At 71.5% G+C, this 16,529-nt stretch carries 13 protein-coding genes and 1 tRNA gene; 1 reads left to right on the top strand and 13 read right to left on the bottom strand.

Annotated elements, in window-relative coordinates:
* Window positions 1-73 precede the first annotated feature (73 nt).
* From mutS to VF092_03775, 4 genes are all read right to left on the bottom strand, one after another.
* Entirely contained in the window at window positions 74-2,650 is a 2,577-nt protein-coding gene (gene mutS, locus VF092_03790) for a DNA mismatch repair protein MutS (GenBank protein HEX6746413.1), read from the bottom strand.
* A 468-nt stretch (window positions 2,651-3,118) separates the two neighbouring features.
* On the bottom strand, window positions 3,119-4,141 hold the full coding sequence (gene holA, locus VF092_03785) for a DNA polymerase III subunit delta (GenBank protein HEX6746412.1): 1,023 nt from the start codon (window positions 4,139-4,141) through the stop codon (window positions 3,119-3,121).
* 29 nt (window positions 4,142-4,170) lie between these two features.
* The gene (locus VF092_03780) at window positions 4,171-4,746 is read right to left on the bottom strand and encodes a zf-HC2 domain-containing protein (protein ID HEX6746411.1); all 576 of its coding nucleotides are present in this window, start codon (window positions 4,744-4,746) and stop codon (window positions 4,171-4,173) included.
* Between the two features lie 353 nt (window positions 4,747-5,099).
* Window positions 5,100-5,723: a sigma-70 family RNA polymerase sigma factor gene (locus VF092_03775; protein ID HEX6746410.1), complete on the bottom strand. Its 624-nt coding sequence runs from the start codon at window positions 5,721-5,723 to the stop codon at window positions 5,100-5,102.
* Window positions 5,724-6,155: 432 nt separating this feature from the next.
* On the opposite strand from VF092_03775, the gene VF092_03770 reads away from it, so the two are divergent.
* Window positions 6,156-6,317 carry a hypothetical protein gene (locus VF092_03770; protein HEX6746409.1) on the top strand — a complete coding sequence of 54 codons (162 nt, stop codon included), beginning with the start codon at window positions 6,156-6,158 and terminating at the stop codon, window positions 6,315-6,317.
* A gap of 579 nt (window positions 6,318-6,896) precedes the next feature.
* Here the strand turns inward: VF092_03770 and VF092_03765 are convergent.
* The 9 genes from VF092_03765 to VF092_03725 form a co-directional block, all read right to left on the bottom strand.
* Entirely contained in the window at window positions 6,897-8,270 is a 1,374-nt protein-coding gene (locus VF092_03765) for a pitrilysin family protein (protein ID HEX6746408.1), read from the bottom strand.
* On the bottom strand, window positions 8,267-9,550 hold the full coding sequence (locus tag VF092_03760; GenBank protein HEX6746407.1) for a pitrilysin family protein: 1,284 nt from the start codon (window positions 9,548-9,550) through the stop codon (window positions 8,267-8,269). Before VF092_03760 ends, VF092_03765 begins: the two co-directional genes overlap by 4 nt.
* Window positions 9,551-10,027: 477 nt before the next feature.
* A complete protein-coding gene (locus VF092_03755) occupies window positions 10,028-10,612 on the bottom strand; it encodes a YdcF family protein (protein HEX6746406.1) in 585 nt (194 codons plus the stop codon).
* A 156-nt stretch (window positions 10,613-10,768) separates the two neighbouring features.
* Window positions 10,769-11,665 (bottom strand): tetratricopeptide repeat protein, encoded by an 897-nt coding sequence (locus VF092_03750; protein HEX6746405.1) that lies wholly within the window; start codon window positions 11,663-11,665, stop codon window positions 10,769-10,771.
* Window positions 11,666-12,039: 374 nt separating this feature from the next.
* Entirely contained in the window at window positions 12,040-13,221 is a 1,182-nt protein-coding gene (locus VF092_03745) for an aminotransferase class I/II-fold pyridoxal phosphate-dependent enzyme (GenBank protein ID HEX6746404.1), read from the bottom strand.
* 658 nt (window positions 13,222-13,879) lie between these two features.
* Window positions 13,880-13,962, bottom strand: a tRNA-Leu gene (locus VF092_03740).
* Window positions 13,963-14,003: 41 nt separating this feature from the next.
* A complete protein-coding gene (rpe, locus tag VF092_03735; protein ID HEX6746403.1) occupies window positions 14,004-14,684 on the bottom strand; it encodes a ribulose-phosphate 3-epimerase in 681 nt (226 codons plus the stop codon).
* Entirely contained in the window at window positions 14,681-15,400 is a 720-nt protein-coding gene (gene rpiA / locus VF092_03730; protein ID HEX6746402.1) for a ribose-5-phosphate isomerase RpiA, read from the bottom strand. Before rpiA ends, rpe begins: the two co-directional genes overlap by 4 nt.
* Window positions 15,401-15,703: 303 nt before the next feature.
* Window positions 15,704-16,529: hypothetical protein (locus tag VF092_03725; GenBank protein ID HEX6746401.1), on the bottom strand; the 826-nt coding region annotated here is incomplete at its 5' end.

The following is a 16,529-nucleotide window of genomic DNA, read 5'->3' as shown; positions in this document are numbered from 1 at the left end:
TTGGCCGCGGCGAGCGTCCCATGCTCGCCGCGGCCGGCGGGTTTTTGTCACTGGGGGGATGGAAGCGGCGCGCCTATGCCTTCGCCGCGTCGGTGAGCTCGGACAGCAGGTTCAGCGCCTGCAGCGGCGTCAGCCGGTTCACGTCGACCCCGCGTAGCTTCTCCACGGCGGGATGGATGGGCGGGCCGAAGAGCCCCAGCTGCAGCTCGGGTTCGTGCCGCGGCGCCTCGGGCTGCGGCGCGGCCGCCGTCTCCAGCTCGCGCAGGATCTCCCGCGCGCGGGCCACGACGCTCTCGGGCAGCCCCGCCAGCCGCGCCACCTCCACGCCGTAGCTGCGGTCCGCGCCGCCGGCGACCAAGCGGCGGAGGAAGACGATGTCGTCGCCCACCTCGCGGACCGCGACGGAGAAGTTCACCACGCCCGGCAAGCGGTTGGAAAGCCGCGTCAGCTCGTGGTAGTGCGTGGCGAAGATCGTCTTCGCGCCGACTTCGTCGTGGAGATGCTCCGTCGTGGCCGTGGCCACCGAGAGCCCGTCCCAGGTCGACGTCCCCCGGCCGATCTCGTCCAGCAGCACCAGCGACCGGGCCGTGGCGCCATGGAGGATCGCCGCCGTCTCGTTCCTCTCCACCATGAACGTCGACTGCCCGCGGACCAGGTTGTCCGACGCGCCCACGCGGGTGAAGATGCGGTCGACGATGCCGACCCGGGCGTAGCGCGCGGGGACGAAGGAGCCGACCTGGGCCAGGAGGACCACTAGGCCCACCTGGCGGAGGACGGTGGACTTCCCCGCCATGTTGGGCCCGGTGAGGATCATCACCCGCGCGTCGTGGTCCAGCCGCACGTCGTTGGGGATGAACTCCTCGCGCGGCATCATCGTCTCGACGACGGGATGCCGTCCCCCGCGCACCTCCAGCGTGAAGCCGCCGTCCACCTCCGGCCGGGCGAAGTCGCGGCGGACGGCGACCTCGGCCAGCGCGGAGAGGACGTCGATCGCCGCCACCCGCTCGGCGACGGCCTGGATGCGCGGCACCTCGCGCGCGGCGGCCTCGCGCAGCTCGGAAAAGAGGCGCGCCTCGAGCGCGTTGATCTTCTCCTCGGCGCCCAGGACCTTCTCCTCCCACTCCTTCAGCTCGGGGGTGAAGTAGCGCTCGGCGTTGGCCAGCGTCTGCTTGCGCATGTAGTCGCCGGGGACGCGCTCGGCGTGCGTGCGGGTGACCTCCAGGTAGTAGCCGAAGACGCGGTTGAAGCCGACCTTCAGCGTCTGAATCCCCGTCCGCTCGCGCTCGCGCGCCTGCAGCCGGGCGATGAAGTCCACCGCGCCGTCGCGCACCCCGCGCAGCTCGTCGAGCTCGGCGTGGCACCCGCCGCGGATCACCCCGCCCTCCGCAGTGGAGATGGGCGTGTCGGCCGCGACCGTGCACTCGATCCGCTCCCTCACCTCGTCGAGCGGATCGAGCCCGTCCAGCAGGCCGCGCAGCATCGGCGACCGCACGTCCCCCAGCGCGTCGCGAAGGAGGGGGATGCGGCCGAGCGAGGCGGCCAGCGCCAGCATCTCGCGCGGGTTCGCGCGGCCGGAGCCCACCTTCACCGCCAGCCGCTCCAGGTCGCGCACCTCGCCCAGCGCGTCGCGCACGCCGCGGCGCACGGCGTCGGACTCCACCAGCTCGGCCACCGCGTCCAGCCGCGCGTCGATGGCGGGGACGTCGACCAGCGGGGCGAGGAGCCATCTCCGCAGCAGCCGGCCGCCCATCGGCGTCAGCGCCTCGTCGAGCACCCCCAGCAGCGTCCCCTGCGTTCCCGCGCCGCGGATCGGCTCCACCAGCTCCAGGTTCCGCCGCGTCATCTCGTCCAGCACCATCACGTGCCCCGACCGCTCGATCCGCGGGGGGCGCAGGCCCCCGAACCCCGCCGGCTGCACCTCGGCCAGGTAGGCGACCAGCGCGCCGCAGGCGGCCACTAGCGACTCGTCGCCCGGCTCGAAGCCGTAGCCGGCGAGATTGGCCACGCGGAAGTGCCGCCCCAGCTCCTCCGCCGCCGTCCGCGCGTCGAACAGCCAGTCGGGGCGATAGGTCCGCGTCACCTCCGCCGCGCCGGGGATGGGAAAGAGCTCCCAGGTGCGCGGCAGCAGGATCTCCGCCGGCTGGAACACCCCCAGCGCGTCGGGGAGATCGTCCCAGGAGAGGCGGCGCACCGTCATCTCCCCCGTGGTCAGGTCGCCCAGCGCCAGGCCGACGCTTCCCTCCCCCGCCGCATCCCCGGCGATGGCGGCCAGGAAGTTGTTGCGGCGCGCGTCGAGGAGAGTGTCGGAGAAGATGGCGCCGGGCGTCACCATCTCCGTGACCGCGCGCTTGACCAGCCCCTTGGCCAGCGCGGGGTCTTCCACCTGGTCGCAGATGGCCACGCGGCGGCCGGCCGCGACGAGGCGGCGGAGATAGGTGTCCAGCGCGTGCGCGGGGATGCCGGCGAGCGGCGCTTTCGACCCGCCGTTGTTGCGCGAGGTGAGCGTCAGGTCGAGGAGGCGCGACCCTTCCACCGCGTCCTCGTTGAACAGCTCGTAGAAGTCGCCGACACGAAAGAAGACGAGCGCATCCGGGTGGCGCGCCTTCACCTCGCGCCACTGCAGCATCAGCGGAGTGTCGTCGGACGCCATCGGGCGGGGCGAGGGGAGCGCGCCGGAGGCCCGGCGCAGGGACTGCGAATCGGTCGCGGGAAGTGGCCGGAATCTACGCATGCGGCCGCCGGACGGCAACTCCGGACGACCTTGGAGATGCACAGAGCAAGCAGATCCGCGCATCATCCCTGAGGATGATCGTCATCCCCCAATCCGAAAGATCGTTCGGGCGTCGGACGATCTTAATTTTCACAAGAGGACACAGAGATCGCGGAGGCACAGAGGACTGGGACAGGCGCTTCTTCAATCCCCCGTCGCCGGCGCGGGCCGATGCTTCTGCCAACTGCGTCACCAGGTGGGAACTGTAGGTGCACGCGAGCCCCCGGATTCCGGGCCGCCGTGAACGACGGGAACTAGGCGGATACGCGCGTCTCCTACTCGCACCGAGCCCGTGCCGCCATGGGGCGACACGGGCTCCGTTGCATCCAGGTGGTGTTCGCGGTCACCCTACGCCGCGCGCCCCTCGCGCTCGGGGCGGATGGCCCAGAGGCGGAGGAGGAGCTCCTCCATGGCCTGGCGGTCGCTCATGGAGGCGGACTTGAGCAGGCGGTCGGTGCGCAGCAGCTCGGCTAGCGCGGCGTCGACCTCCGGCAGCGTCCACTTGCGAGCAACGGGGACGATGCGGCGCGCCATCCACCGCTGGAACGGCTTCAGCTCGCGCTCCAGCGCACCCTGCCCGCCGGCGCAGACGATCCCCACCTTCAGCAGCTGCCCGCCCATCCCGATCACCAGCCCCACGCCGTTCTCCCCCTGCTCGAGGAGGACGGGAAGCGCGTCCAGCGCCTCGCGGAAGCGGCGTTCTGCGACGAGGTCGAACCAGGCCCAGCGGTCCTGCCGCGGGATGGCGCCGCCCACCGCCTTCACGTCGTCGAGGGTGAGGCGCTTCCGGTCGCCCGCGTAGGCGGCCAGCTTCTTCAGCTCGCTCACCAGCATCCCCAGCTCCACCCCCATGGCGCCGACGATGGCGCGGGCGGCGTCGGCGTCCAGCTCCACCCCGTGCGTTCCGCGCGCCTCCTCCATCAGCCACCCCGGCGCGTCGTCCGCGGCCAGCGGGTTGAACTCCACGGAGGTGGCGTGCTTCTTCAGCTCGTCGTAGAACTTGGCCTTCGAGCCCGAGGGGATCGAGGCGGAGATGACGAGCACCAGCCCCGGCTCGGGCGACTTGACCGCAGCCTCGACCACCTCGCGCGCCTTCTGCCCCAGCCCCTGCGCGTCGCGGACGACCACCACGCGGTGCTCGGCCATCATGGGCGGCGTCGCGAGGACGGAGGCCAGCGCGTCGCCGTCCACGTCGCCGCCGCGCAGCTGGTCGAAGTTGAAGTCGCGCGTGGCCTCGTCCAGGTACGTCGACACGACCCGGCCGACCGCCTCCTCGCGGAAGAAGTCCTCGTCGCCGTGGAAGAAGAACGCACCCCCCGCGGCCCGGTCGCGGAGAGTGCGCTGCAGCTGGTCGTAGGAGATCTGCGGCACGCCGGTGGATCGTGAGGAGTGCGAACGGGTTACGGCTGCTGCGCCGCGGCGGCCTGCGGCGAGAACACGGCGAGCTGCCCCACCAGCGGCCCCTGCGTGCGGAACACCACGTCGTGATACGGCATCTCGCGCACGCTCACGCCGATCTGCGCCAGCCGCGAGGTCAGGCTGGTGGCCTCCTGATGCAGCGGCCCCGCGGTCAGGCGGCGGAGGATCGTCCCCTCGCGCGGCGCCGAGGCGGCCACCGCGGGAAGCTGGCCCACGTGCGGGCGCGGGCGCATCAGCGGCACCCACGCGGCCACGGCCAGCACGGCGGCGATGACGAGCGTCCCGGCGGCCTGCGACGGCGTGGCCAGGCGGCGGCCGCGGCGCTCCTCCTCGTCGGCGGCGTACAGGCGCCAGCGCAGCCGGTCGGCGAAGTCCTCCGACACCTCCAGCTCGGGGAGGTCGCGCAGCACGTCGGTGCCGCGGCGCACCACGCGGTCGTAATGCGCGCAGTGGGGGCACTCGTCGGCGTGGGCCTCCATCTCGTCGCGCTCGGCCACGGTCATGTCGTGGTCGAGGTAGTCCGAGTAGCGCGCCAGGTAGGTATCGCAGTCGATCATGGTAGCACCGCTGGTTGGCCGTGCGGCCCCGCCGTGGGCCGGCAACGCTGCGTTGTACGCGCGCCCCGTTCTGGAGTTCCAGCGAGATTAGGGGAAGATGAAGATGGGGTGGACGTGAGCTCCGGCGAGATCTCCTGACCTCGTGCCCGACCATACATCCCTATTGGCTCACGCAGAGTCAGCAGGGTTAGCAGTTAAAAAACCGCAGTTCTCTGCTGACCCTGCTGACTCTGCGTGAGAATTCTCTGTCAAGATAGCCCGAGACGGAGAAGGGCGAGCCGCCGTCTCGGCAGCCCGCCCTCTCGTCGTTCGTCGGACCAGGTAGCGTCGCTAACGCGTCTCCTTGCCGGGGGTCAGTCCAGCAGCGGGGCGATGATCCGCGCGAAGCTGTTGCGCGCGCGGTTCAGGCGGCTCTTCACCGTGCCCAGGTTGGTGTCGGTGATGTCGGCGATCTCCTCGTACGTCTTCCCCTCCATCTCGCGCAGGATGAAGACGGTGCGGTGATGCTCGGGAAGCTGGTCCACCGCGGCGTCCACCTGGGCCTTCAGCGCGCGCTTCCGGAACAGATCGTCGGGGCGGTAGGTGTTGTCCTCCCACTCCAGCGGGCGCTGGTCCTCCTGCCGGTTCTTCAGGATCGTCTGGAACAGCACCAGCGGGTTGCGGGAGCGGTTGCGCAGCTCGTTCTTGGCCAGGTTGCTGGCGATGGTGTAGATCCAGGTCGAGAACTTCTTGGTCTGGTCGAAGCGGTGCAGGTGCCGGTACACGCGGATGAACGTCTCCTGCACCAGGTCTTCGGCGCGCTCGCGGTCGCCGGTGGTGCGGTAGACGAAGTTCAGCAGCCGGTTCTGGTAGCGCTCGACCAGCTCGTCGAAGGCGCGGCGGTTCCCCGCCAGGAACGCGGCCACCACCTCGCTGTCGTCCAGCGTCTTGAGGCCGCGCCGGGGCGGCGAGTGGCTGTGGGTCAGCACTTCGAACATGGAACCCCCTTCGTGAGGAACCGCTTGTGTGGCAGGCTTCCGGATGCGGAGGAAAGGCACGGGTCGTACCCGGCGGCCGCAGGCGCTGAAGCCCTGATTCTGCCTCGTTTTTTCCCGCCCGCCCCATCCGCCCCTGTCGCGCGGCTGTCCACCGCGGGGGACGCGGTGCGTCGCCGGAAGACACACCGGCCGCCGTCCTGCTCCCTTGAACGCGCCCGGCCGTGGCAGTCTGACACGCCTACATCCCGAACACGAACCCGGCGGCGTAGAGGAGCGTGCAGATCGTCTTTCCGTCGCTGATCCCGCCGTCGCGCACCATCTCCAGCGCGCGGGAGAGCGGCATCGGCACCAGCTCCACGAACTCGTCCTGATCGTACGAGGTCTGGCCCCCCGGAAAGATTCGTGGCCAGGTAGAGCCGGATCTGCTCGTCGGTGAAGCCCGGCGTGGTCCAGATGGTGGTGAGGTACCGCAGCTCGCCCGCGACCAGCCCCGTCTCCTCCAGCAGCTCGCGCCGCGCGCAGTCGTCCCACGGCTCGCCGGGGCGGTCGGGGCGCCCGGCGGGGACCTCGTACAGCCAGCCGCCGGTGGCGTAGCGGTACTGCCGGATCAGCATCACCTGCGGGTCCGGCCCGTCCGCGTCGCTCAGGACGGGGAGCACCGCCGCGGCGCCCGAGTGCCGCACCATCTCCAGCTCGCCGACGGAGCCGTCGGGGAAGCGCACGGTGTCGATCCCCAGGTCCACCACCGGCCCCCTGTGCACCGGCCGGCGCGAGACCATCCCCGCGCCGGCCGGGCCGTGCGTGTCGCTCATGTCACCTTACGGGAAGAAGATGCGGGTCGAGCGGCCCCCGCTCAACCCGTTCGAACGAACGTTAACTCAATGCTAATTGCCCAGCAGGAGCGGAGATCGCCTGGCGCGGAGACGCGGCGTGCGCCTCCGCGTCTCCGCGCCTCCGCGTGAGATCGATCCGTCTCCCGGCCGCGTGCGAAAGCCGCGTCATACCGAATCCGGGTGAAGTATTGGTGCGTCCGACCGAACCTCGTGCTGCCGCGATTATAGATCCTTCGGCCTGCAAACGCTTGTACAGACGCTGATTACGGTCTGGCTGGCCTCAGGATGACGTCAGCGTGGGATCGGTCCGGGTGCATCAACCAAATTCCCGGATTTCGTATCAGGCCTCCATCTCCTCCGCGCCGACCACCTGCACGGGGCCCACGTCCAGTGCCTCCAGCTCGCCGCGGATCTTCTCCGCGTCGCCGACGATGACGACGGCGGCGCGGTCGGGCCACAGGCGGCGCCGGGCGGCCTCCTGCACCTCGGCCGCGGTCACCGAGAGGAGGCCGTCGCGGTAGCCGTCGTAGTAGTCGTCCGGCAGCCCGTAGGTGACGATGGTGCTGAGCTTCGACGCCACCCCGTCCGTCGTCTGCAGGCCCAGGGGAAAGACGCCCGCCAGGAAGTTGCGCGCGTCGTCGAGCTCCGCACCGGTCACCGGTTCGTGTTGCAGCTCCCGCATCTCGCGCAGCATCTCGCTCACCGAGTGCGCGGTCACCTCCGTCTGCACCGCCGTCGACATGGTGAACAGCCCCGGCTGGCGGCGCGAGGCGAACGACGACGAGGCGCCGTAGGTGTAGCCCAGCCGCTCGCGCAGGTTCAGGTTCATCCGCGACGAGAAGGTGCCGCCCAGGATGGCGTTCAGCACCGACACCGCGAAGTAGTCGGGCGCCGCGCGCTCGATCCCCACGTGCCCCACGCGGATCTCGCTCTGCACCGAGCCGGGGCGGTCGACCACGATGATCGTCGTGCGGTCCAGCCGGGGCCGCACGTCGGCGGGGGCCACGGGGTCCGGGGCGCCCTCCCAGTCGCCGAACCAGCGCTCGGCCAGCGCCTGCACCTCGTCGGCGGTCACGTCGCCCGCGGCCACGAGGGTGGCGCCCGCGGGGCGGTAGCGGGCGGCGTGGAAGGCGGCCACCGCGTCGCGCGACACCTCGGCCACGGTGCGCAGCAGCCCGCCCAGCGGCCGCCCGAACGACGAGCCCGGCGCGAACACCCAGCGGCTCTCCGCCTCGTCGGCCAGCGTGCTGGGCGTGCCGCGGCGCTGCTGGATGGTGGCCATCCGCTCGTCGCGCGCGCGCTCCACCTCGCGCTCGGGAAAGGTGGGGCGGCGGAGGATGTCGGCCAGCACCCCGAACGCGGGCTCCAGCCGCGCGCGCAGGCAGGTGAAGCCGCTCTGCCCGGTGTCCCACGACACGCCCGAATCGAGCGAAATCCCCAGCCCGTCCACCCGCTCGGCGATCTCGTCGGCGTCCATCTCCCCCGCCCCGCTCTCCAGCAGCGCGGTGGTGATCGCGGCCACGCCGGCGTGCTCGCGGTTCTCGGTCAGCCCGCCCGCGTCGAACACCACGTCGACGGTGACCACGGGAAAGCTGTGCATCTCCGCCACCAGCAGGTTCACCCCGTTGGCCAGCCGGCGGCGGTGCACGGGGGGAAAGCGGAAGGGGCGCAGCGGCCCCCGCGGCGGCGCGAGCGCGCGGTCGACGGCGCTCACGAGCCCGCCTCCTGCCCGTCGGCAATGTAGGTCAGCACCACGAGGTTGTCGTCGGTCAGGTACTCGGCCGCGAAGGTCCGCACGTCGTCGGCGGTGATGGCGCGGTAGTGGTCGAGCTCGGTGTTGATCAGGCCGGGATCGTCGAAGAAGGTGGTGAGCTGCGAGATCTGGTCGGCGCGCTCGTTCACCTTCTGCAGGTCGAACAGGTGCCGCGCCTCGATCCCCGTCACCGCGCGCTCCACCTCGGCGGCGGTGATGTCGCCCGACGCCAGCCGCGCCACCTCGTCGCGCATGGCGCGCTCCAGCACGGCGGGGTCCTCGCCGTCGGGCACGTTGCCGCGGGCGATCAGCGAGCTGGCGCCGGTCACCACCGGCAGCAGGAACGCGGCGATGCCGCGCGCCATGCGCCGCTCGCGCACCAGCGAGCGGTACAGCCGCGCCGACTTCCCGCCCGCCAGCAGCTCGCTGGCCACGTCGCCCACGTAGTAGTCGCGGGTGCCGTACGCGGGCACGCGCCACGCCAGGTACACGCGCGGGAGGGGCACGCCGCCGCGTGTCTCGCGCACCTCGCGCCCCAGCTTGAACGGCTCCAGCACGGGGCGCCCGGGAATCGGGGGCACGCCCGGCCCGCGGGGGATGGGGCCGAACCAGCGCTCGATCAGCCGCCGCGCCTCGTCGGGGTCGAAGTCGCCGCACAGCGTCAGCACGCCGTTGTCGGGCGCGTAGTAGGTCCGGAAGAAGTCGGCGACGTCGTCCAGGCTGGCGGCGTCCAGGTCCGCCATGCTGCCGATCACGGGGTGGTGGTACGGGTGGTCGGGGGGATAGAGCAGCGCCTGCAGCCGCTCGTCCCAGTCGCCATAGGGCTGGTTGTCCACCCGCTGGCGGCGCTCGTTCTTCACCACGTCGCGCTGCAGGTCGAGCTTCTCCTGCGTCAGCGCGGGAAGGAAGAACCCCAGCCGGTCGCTCTCCAGCCACAGCACCAGCTCCAGCCGGTCCGACGGCACCGTGTCGTAGTAGTTGGTGCGGTCCAGGTAGGTCGACGCGTTCAGCGAGCCGCCCACGCGCTCCACGTGCGCGATGTGGTTGGTGCCGGGAACGTGCACGGTGCCCTGGAACATCATGTGCTCGAACAGGTGCGCCAGCCCGGTCTTCCCCGGCAGCTCGTTCCGGCTTCCCACGTCGTACCAGATGTTGAGCGCGACCACGGGCGTGGAGTGGTCCTCGCTCAGCACCACCTTCAGCCCGTTGTCCAGCTCGTATCGTTCGATCGGGATCTGCATTCCGTCCGTGCTCTCTCGCTCTCGTTCTCGGTCTCTGCGTCGTCGGGAGAACAGCAACAGCAACTGCAACTGCGTGATGCGGGCGTGTCCCTCCGCTGCGCTCCGGGCCGGGCTGCGCGCGCGGTAGGGCACGATACGACTGTGCCCAACCGCGCCGGGCCCCCGCCGCGCCAGGCATCGATGCGGACCCCCGGCATCCCGTCACGCGCGGCGGTGTCCCGGCCCTCCGGGCGCGCATCCCTCACGCGTCGGCGCGGGGGGAGATCCTCAAGCCCAGCGGCGAGTCCTGCCGCGCGCACCGCCATCTCACCCGCGCCCGAGCCTGTAGTCCGCGAAGGCGGACTTCGTGTGGTTGTTGCCGCGAATTCATTCGCCCCGGCATCTCTCCGGCCCGGCAATCCCCTGCCCGGCCGAGACCTGCGTCGCCGACCGTCCGCCCCTGTCCCCTGTCCCCTGTCCCCTGTCCCCTGCATCCCCCTACGCCATCCCCAGCAGCGCCAGCGGCAGCCCGATGCTCTCGCGCAGCAGGAACTTCCGCTCCTGCGCCGGGTTGCGCGAAATCGGGCTGGTGTGCGTGGGCGAGGTGAAGCCCCGCACCCCCATCTGCCTGGCCAGCAGCTTCAGCCGTAGCATGTGGAACGGGTCGCTCACCAGCACCGCGCTCCGCATCCCGCGCGACCGCATCAGCCGCGACACCGCCCGCATCGACTCGCGCGTCGTCATCCCCGACGTCTCCACCAGGATGGCGCCGCGCGGCACGCCGTGCCGCACGGCCCAGCGCCGCGAGACCACGGCCTCGCTCACCGTGTCGCCGGGCGCCTGGCCGCCGGTCATGATCAGCGCCTGCGCGTGCCCCGCGCGGTACAGCTCCAGGGCGTGCTCCAGCCGCGCCTCCAGCACCGGCGACGGGTGGCCGTTGTACTGCGCCGCGCCGAGGACGACGATGGCGTCCGCCGCGCGCGCCTCGTCGCGCCGGCCGTACACGGCGATGGCCGCCAGCAGCAGCGCCCAGATGGCCACCAGGATCAGCAGCAGGCGCAGCACCCCGCGCACCAGCCGCACCGGCAGCGGCGCACGCGGCCGTCGGTCGCGCCGGCGCGCGCGCGGCTCGGGGCGCGGGGCGGGCGCGGGCGGCGGCTCGCCGTACGCCAGCGTGCGGTCGTCGTCGGGCGGCGGCGCGCCGGGGCCGGGGGAAAAGAGCGGAGCCAGGGTCGTGTCTCAGTCGCGCTGGTGGAGCCGCTCGCGCAGCAGCGAGGGGCCCAGGTGCTCTCGCAGGAGGAGGCGCGCGGCCTCGGGGCCGTCTTCCACGGCCTCCTCCACCTCGCGGATCAGGTCGGCGTCCAGCGCCTCGGCGGCCAGCTCGGCACGCGCGATGGCCGCCCACGCCTCGTCCTCCCACCCCTCCACGGCGGAAGCCAGGGCGGAAAGGAGGTGGATCTCCACGTCCTCGGGACGCTCGTTCGAGGCGCGGTGGAGCTGCTCGGCGCCCTCCTCGCGGCGGTCCGTCTCCAGCAGCGCCAGGCCGTACAGCCCGCGCAGCCACGGCTCGTCGATCTTCGACAGCGCCTCCTCCAGCTCGTCCACCCCGCCCGCCGTGCGCCCCGCCAGCAGCATCGTCACCCCCAGCTCGGCGCGGATGGCCGCGTCGTCGGGCGCCAGGTCGCGCGCGGCCTCCAGCTCGCGCAGCGCGTCGTCGAACAGCCCCTCGCGCGCCAGGTAGGCGCCGTACGCCGAGCGCGCGAAGGGAAACTGCGGCGCGGTGATGGCCGCCAGCCGCAGCGCGCCCTCCGCGTCGGGGTCGTCGTACACCGACACGCCGGTCCCCGCCGCCGCCAGCACGAACGGATCGGTGGGCGCCTGCGCCAGCGAGCGGCGGAAGAACTCGTAGGCCTCGCCCTCGTCGCCCAGCCGCTCCGAGGCGATCCCCAGCCAGCAGAGCAGCAGCGCGTCGTTCTCGTGGTCGGGGAGCGCCTCCAGCAGCAGCTCGCGCGCGTCCTCCCAGCGGTCCTCGGCGCCCAGCGACTCGGCCTCGGCCACCATCTCCGCGACCGCCGCCGCGTCGCCGCCCTCGCCGCCCGCGCCGTTGCTCCCCGCCGCCAGATCGTCGTCGTCCATCGTCACGCCTCAGCTCCTCCTCGTCCCGGCCGCGCCGTCGCCAGAGCAATCCCCGTGCGACGCCGGGCCGCAGCCTGCGGAAGATACCGTGCGCCGCGCCGTGCCGCACCTTCGTCTCACTGTACGGATACCCATGAGTCTCACGCGGAGCCGCGGAGGCGCGGAGAAACTCACCGTGAAGCCGCCTGCGTCGCGGATCCTCGAATCCCTTGATTCTCTCACAGAGGGCATGGAGGCCACGGAGAAAAGATGTCGACCTCTGTGTTCTCTGTGTCCTCTGTGAGAGACCTTCTGTTCTGGATCCAAGCGAAGAGCCGCCGGACCCGGGGTCCGGCGGCTCTTTGCCGTTGTCCTGCCGCAGTTGTCGAGGGCGATCAGATCACCGCGATCGCGCGGCCGACGGTGGCGAAGGCCTCGAGCACGGCGTCGATGTGGTCGTCGGTGTGCGTGGCCATCAGCGAGATGCGCAGGCGGCACTGGCTCTCGGGCACCGCGGGCGGCATCACCGGGTTGGTGAACACGCCGGCGTCGAAGAGCGCCTTCCACATCACGAAGGTGTCCTCCATCTCCCCGATCACCACGGGGATGATGGGCGTCTCGCTCCCGGCGATGTCGAAGCCCAGCGACTTCAGCCCCTCCTGCATGCGCCGCGTCAGCCGCCACAGCTCGTCGCGCCGCTCCGGCTCGCGCTTCATCACCTCCAGCGCCGCCAGCACCGTGGCCACCGAGGCCGGCGGCATGCTGGCGCTGAAGATCAGCGAGCGCGCGTGGTGCCGCAGGTAGTGCAGGATCGGCTCCGGCCCGGCCACGAACCCGCCGATCGAGGCGAAGCTCTTGGAGAAGGTGCCCATCGTCAGCAGCACCTTGTCGGTCAGCCCGAAGTGCGCCGCCGTTCCCGCGCCGTCGGGGCCCAGCACGCCGATCGAGTGCGCGTCGTCGACCATCAGCTCGGCGCCGTACTGCTCCGCCAGCTTCACCAGCGCCGGCAGGTCGGCGATGTCGCCCTCCATGCTGAACACGCCGTCGGTCACCACCAGCTTGTGCGCCGTGTCGGGCACCGCCTGCAGCTGCCGCTCCAGCACGCGCAGGTCGCCGTGCGCGTAGCGGTGCACGGTGCCGTACACCAGCGACGCGCCGTCGACGATGCTGGCGTGGTTCAGCTTGTCGAGGAAGAGGTGGTCGCCGCGCCCCACCAGGGTGGAGATCACGCCCAGGTTGGTCTGGTAGCCGGTGCTGAACACGAGCGCCGCCTCGGTGCCCATCAGCTCGGCCAGCTTCTCCTCCAGCTCCACGTGCAGGTCGAGCGTGCCGTTCAGGAAGCGGCTGCCGGTGCACCCGGTGCCGTAGCGGTACAGCGCCTCCTTCGCCCGCTCCAGCACGTACGGGTGGTGCGTGAGCCCCATGTAGTTGTTGGAGCCCACCATGATCTTGGTCTTGCCGTCGATCACCACCTCGGTGTCGTGGCTGGCCTCGATGGGGATGAAGTACGGATAGAACCCCGACGCCTGGACCTCGCGGGCCCGCGTGTAGCGGCTGCACTTCTCGATCAGACCCATCACTCCTCCCGGGAGGCGGTGCCCTGGTGCGGGCGGGGTGAGCGCGGCGCACCGCCGTGGCTCGCGGAGGCACCGGGGCGGGGCGCCGGGGCGCCGGCGGCCGGTGCGCGGCCGGAGCGAGCCTGCGAGAGTGCCGGTAACTTCAATTCGGCTGCTGCTTTACGAGTGAAGGACAGGCGGAAGGCGGACCGGGCCGGAGAGGCGCGGAGTGCAGGTGCGGCTCAGGAAGTGGCCAGGGGGTCCGTCAGGTCGGAAGGTAGCCCAACCGGCCGCGCCCGGCAAGTGCGCGCGGCCTGTGCGCCCGTGCGGACGGCATCCGCACGGACCCCGCCCCCCGCGGCCGGCCCCTGCCCGCCCCCGAGGCGCTCATTCCCTTTTCAGACTGATGTTGAAGGTTTCTGCAAAATGGTGCAGCCTTGCACCACTGTCAAGCAATCCGGCAGCCAGGGATTGCAAAAGGACAGATCTTGGATCTCAGGACCGCTTTTGCGCCACTCCGCGGCTCCCGCTTCGCATCGCAACGGTCCTGCCGAGCCCCGATGGTCGGCCGCACGGCCGCTCCGCACTCCTGCGGACCCAATTTCCAGATTCGTCGGATTCGTTGAAATGGCGAAGCCCCCGCGGGCGCGCGGCTCGCGGGGGCTCGTCGTCGATGCGATGCCGGGAGCGGGACTCGAACCCGCACGGGCTCGCGCCCGGGAGATTTTAAGTCTCCTGTGTCTACCGTTCCACCATCCCGGCGGCGGTGCAAAGATAACCGGCGCCAGCGGAGCGGTCCACCGTCACGACTGCAGGGCCGACTCCGCCGCCGCGCGCAGCCGCCGCAGGTTCTCGGCAACGGAGGCCTGCGCGTTGTACACCGCCGAGCCCGCCACGAGCGCCGTCGCCCCCGCGCGGACGACGGCCGCCGCGTTCTCGGGGACGATCCCGCCGTCCACCTCCAGCTCCACGTCCACCAGCCCGCGCTCGTCGAGCATCCTCCGGATCTTCGCGATCTTGGCGGTGCTGGTGGGGATGTACGACTGCCCGCCGAAGCCGGGGTTCACCGACATCACCAGCACCAGGTCCACGTAGGAGAGGATCTCCGACAGCGCCTCGGCGGGGGTGGCGGGGTTCAGCGTCACCCCCGGCTTCACGCCCAGCTCGCGGATCTGCTGCACGGTGCGGTGGAGATGGGGGCAGGTCTCCACGTGCACCACCAGGTGGTCCGCGCCGGCCTTCGCGAACGCCTCGAGGTAGCGCTCCGGGTGCTCGATCATCAGGTGCACGTCGATCACCCGCGACGTCGACCGCTTGGCCGCGGCGGCGATCAGCGGTCCGATGGTGATGTTGGGGACGAAGTGCCCATCCATCACGTCCACGTGGATCCAGTCGGCGCCGCCCTCCTCGGCCTCGCGGACCTGCTCCCCCAGCCGGGTGAAGTCGGCGGAGAGGATCGACGGGGCCAGCTTCACCTGCCTCACGACGCCACCTCCCCGCGCCGGAGGACGCGCACGCCGCCGGCCGCGGCGATCACCGCCGCGGTCGACATCCCCAGGAACAGCCCGGACTCCACGATCCCCGGCCGCATCGCCAGCGCGCGCTCCACCCCCTGGGGGTCGCCGATCCCGCGAGCGAAGCGGCAGTCCAGCACGTGGTTGCCGCCGTCGGTGACGAACGGGCCGCCGTCGCCGCCCGTCCGCCGCACCGGCTCGCAGCCGAGCGAGCGCAGGAAATCGGGCTGGACCGGCTCGCCGAAGGGATCGACCTCGACGGGGAGCGGCGCCCTGGTCCCCAGCCTCTCCACCACCTTCGACTCGTCGGCGACGATGACCAGCTGCGCGCTGACGGCGGCCACGATCTTCTCGCGCAGCAGCGCGCCGCCGAGCCCCTTGATCAGCCGCAGCTCGGGGTCGACCTCGTCGGCGCCGTCGATGGTGAGGTCGATGCGCGGCCGCTCGGCCAGCGTGGCCAGGGGGATGCCGAGCGCACGCGCCCGCCGCTCGGTGTCGACCGAGGTGGGCACGCCCACGATCTCCCGCCACTCGCCCGCGGCGCGCCGCTCGGCGATCACGTCGAGGAGATGGCGCACGGTGGACCCGGTGCCCAGCCCCAGCGTCATCCCGTCGCGGATCCACTCCGCCGCGCGCTCCGCCGCCTTCCGCTTCAGCGCCTCCGCGCCGCCGGCCGCCGTCTCCATCCAATCGCCATCGGTTTGATGTGAAAGTCCGGTCTTCGCTCGCGCGACAATGTACGGGGAGCGGACGCGGATGGAACAGAAGTGCGGAAGTGCGTGAGTGCGGCAGTGCGCATCGACCGCCCTGACGGCGCACTCACGCACTCACGCACTCACGCACTCACGCACTCACGCACTCACGCACTCACGCACTCACGCACTCACGCACTCCGACGGACTCCGACACACTCACGCACCAGACGCCGGAAGGGCGCCCCCTCGCGGGGACGCCCTTCCGTCGATCTCAGGCTGTTGCGGCTTGCGGCGTCAGCCGCGGACCGCGCCCGCCTTGCGCTCGATCTGGTACGGCTGGAACTCGCAGCGCGAACCGACCGGCACGTAGATCACTTCCTGCGGCGTGGCTGCGCTCGGCTCCGCGAACACCGCCACCCCCTCGAACGTGCCGATGTTGTTCACGTCGCCCACGTTCAGCACGCGCGGCAGGCCGTACTTCACGTAGCGGTGACCATTGAACGTGATCGGCTCGTTGTTGATGAACCAGGTCGCGCTCTGGGCGTTGGCCTCCATCCCCGGCAGGCCGGTGGTGTCACCCGTGCTCGGGTTGTACGAGCCCGTCACCGTGCTCAGCGCGCCGTTCTGCACCACGCACACGGTCACCGGCTGCTCCGTCACCGGGGGCGGCGGCGGGGGCGGCGGCGGCGGCGGGGGCGGCGGCGGCGGGGGCGGCGGGGGCGGGGGCGGCGGAATGATGTTGCCGAACCCGACCTTCAGCCCCAGCACGCCGTACGGCGTGAAGGCGAACTTGTCCGACGCGTTCTGCGACGTCTCGCCCACGTGCGCGGGCGAGTCGTAGCCGTGCACGCCCGCCTCCAGGAAGATCCCGATGGCCGGCGTGATCGGGAAGATGTCGAGGCCCAGGCCCGCGACACCCTGCCCCACCGTGCCGATCTTCGGGCTGTCCGGCACGCACACGCCGTTGAGGATGAACAGGGCGTAGTTCACGCACTGCCGCTGGCCCACCGGGTCCGACGTCAGACCGCCGCCGCCCAGGAACACGTACAGCGAGCTCAGCGTGCCGCCGTTGGACGACCAGAACAGCGGCCGCCACAGGAGGTCCAGGTCGTAGAACCAG

This window comes from Longimicrobium sp., assembly GCA_036377595.1.
In the GTDB taxonomy this organism is placed as follows: domain Bacteria; phylum Gemmatimonadota; class Gemmatimonadetes; order Longimicrobiales; family Longimicrobiaceae; genus Longimicrobium.
This window is presented reverse-complemented; position numbering and strand designations above follow the sequence as displayed.

Coding starts and splice junctions, on each gene's coding strand:
- VF092_03745 (HEX6746404.1), bottom strand. CDS start 13,221: ATGGGTCTGATCGAGAAGTGCAGCCGCTACACGCGGGCCCGCGAGGTC.
- VF092_03780 (HEX6746411.1), bottom strand. CDS start 4,746: ATGATCGACTGCGATACCTACCTGGCGCGCTACTCGGACTACCTCGAC.
- VF092_03760 (HEX6746407.1), bottom strand. CDS start 9,550: ATGCAGATCCCGATCGAACGATACGAGCTGGACAACGGGCTGAAGGTG.
- VF092_03750 (HEX6746405.1), bottom strand. CDS start 11,665: ATGGACGACGACGATCTGGCGGCGGGGAGCAACGGCGCGGGCGGCGAG.
- VF092_03775 (HEX6746410.1), bottom strand. CDS start 5,723: ATGTTCGAAGTGCTGACCCACAGCCACTCGCCGCCCCGGCGCGGCCTC.
- rpiA (HEX6746402.1), bottom strand. CDS start 15,400: ATGGAGACGGCGGCCGGCGGCGCGGAGGCGCTGAAGCGGAAGGCGGCG.
- mutS (HEX6746413.1), bottom strand. CDS start 2,650: ATGGCGTCCGACGACACTCCGCTGATGCTGCAGTGGCGCGAGGTGAAG.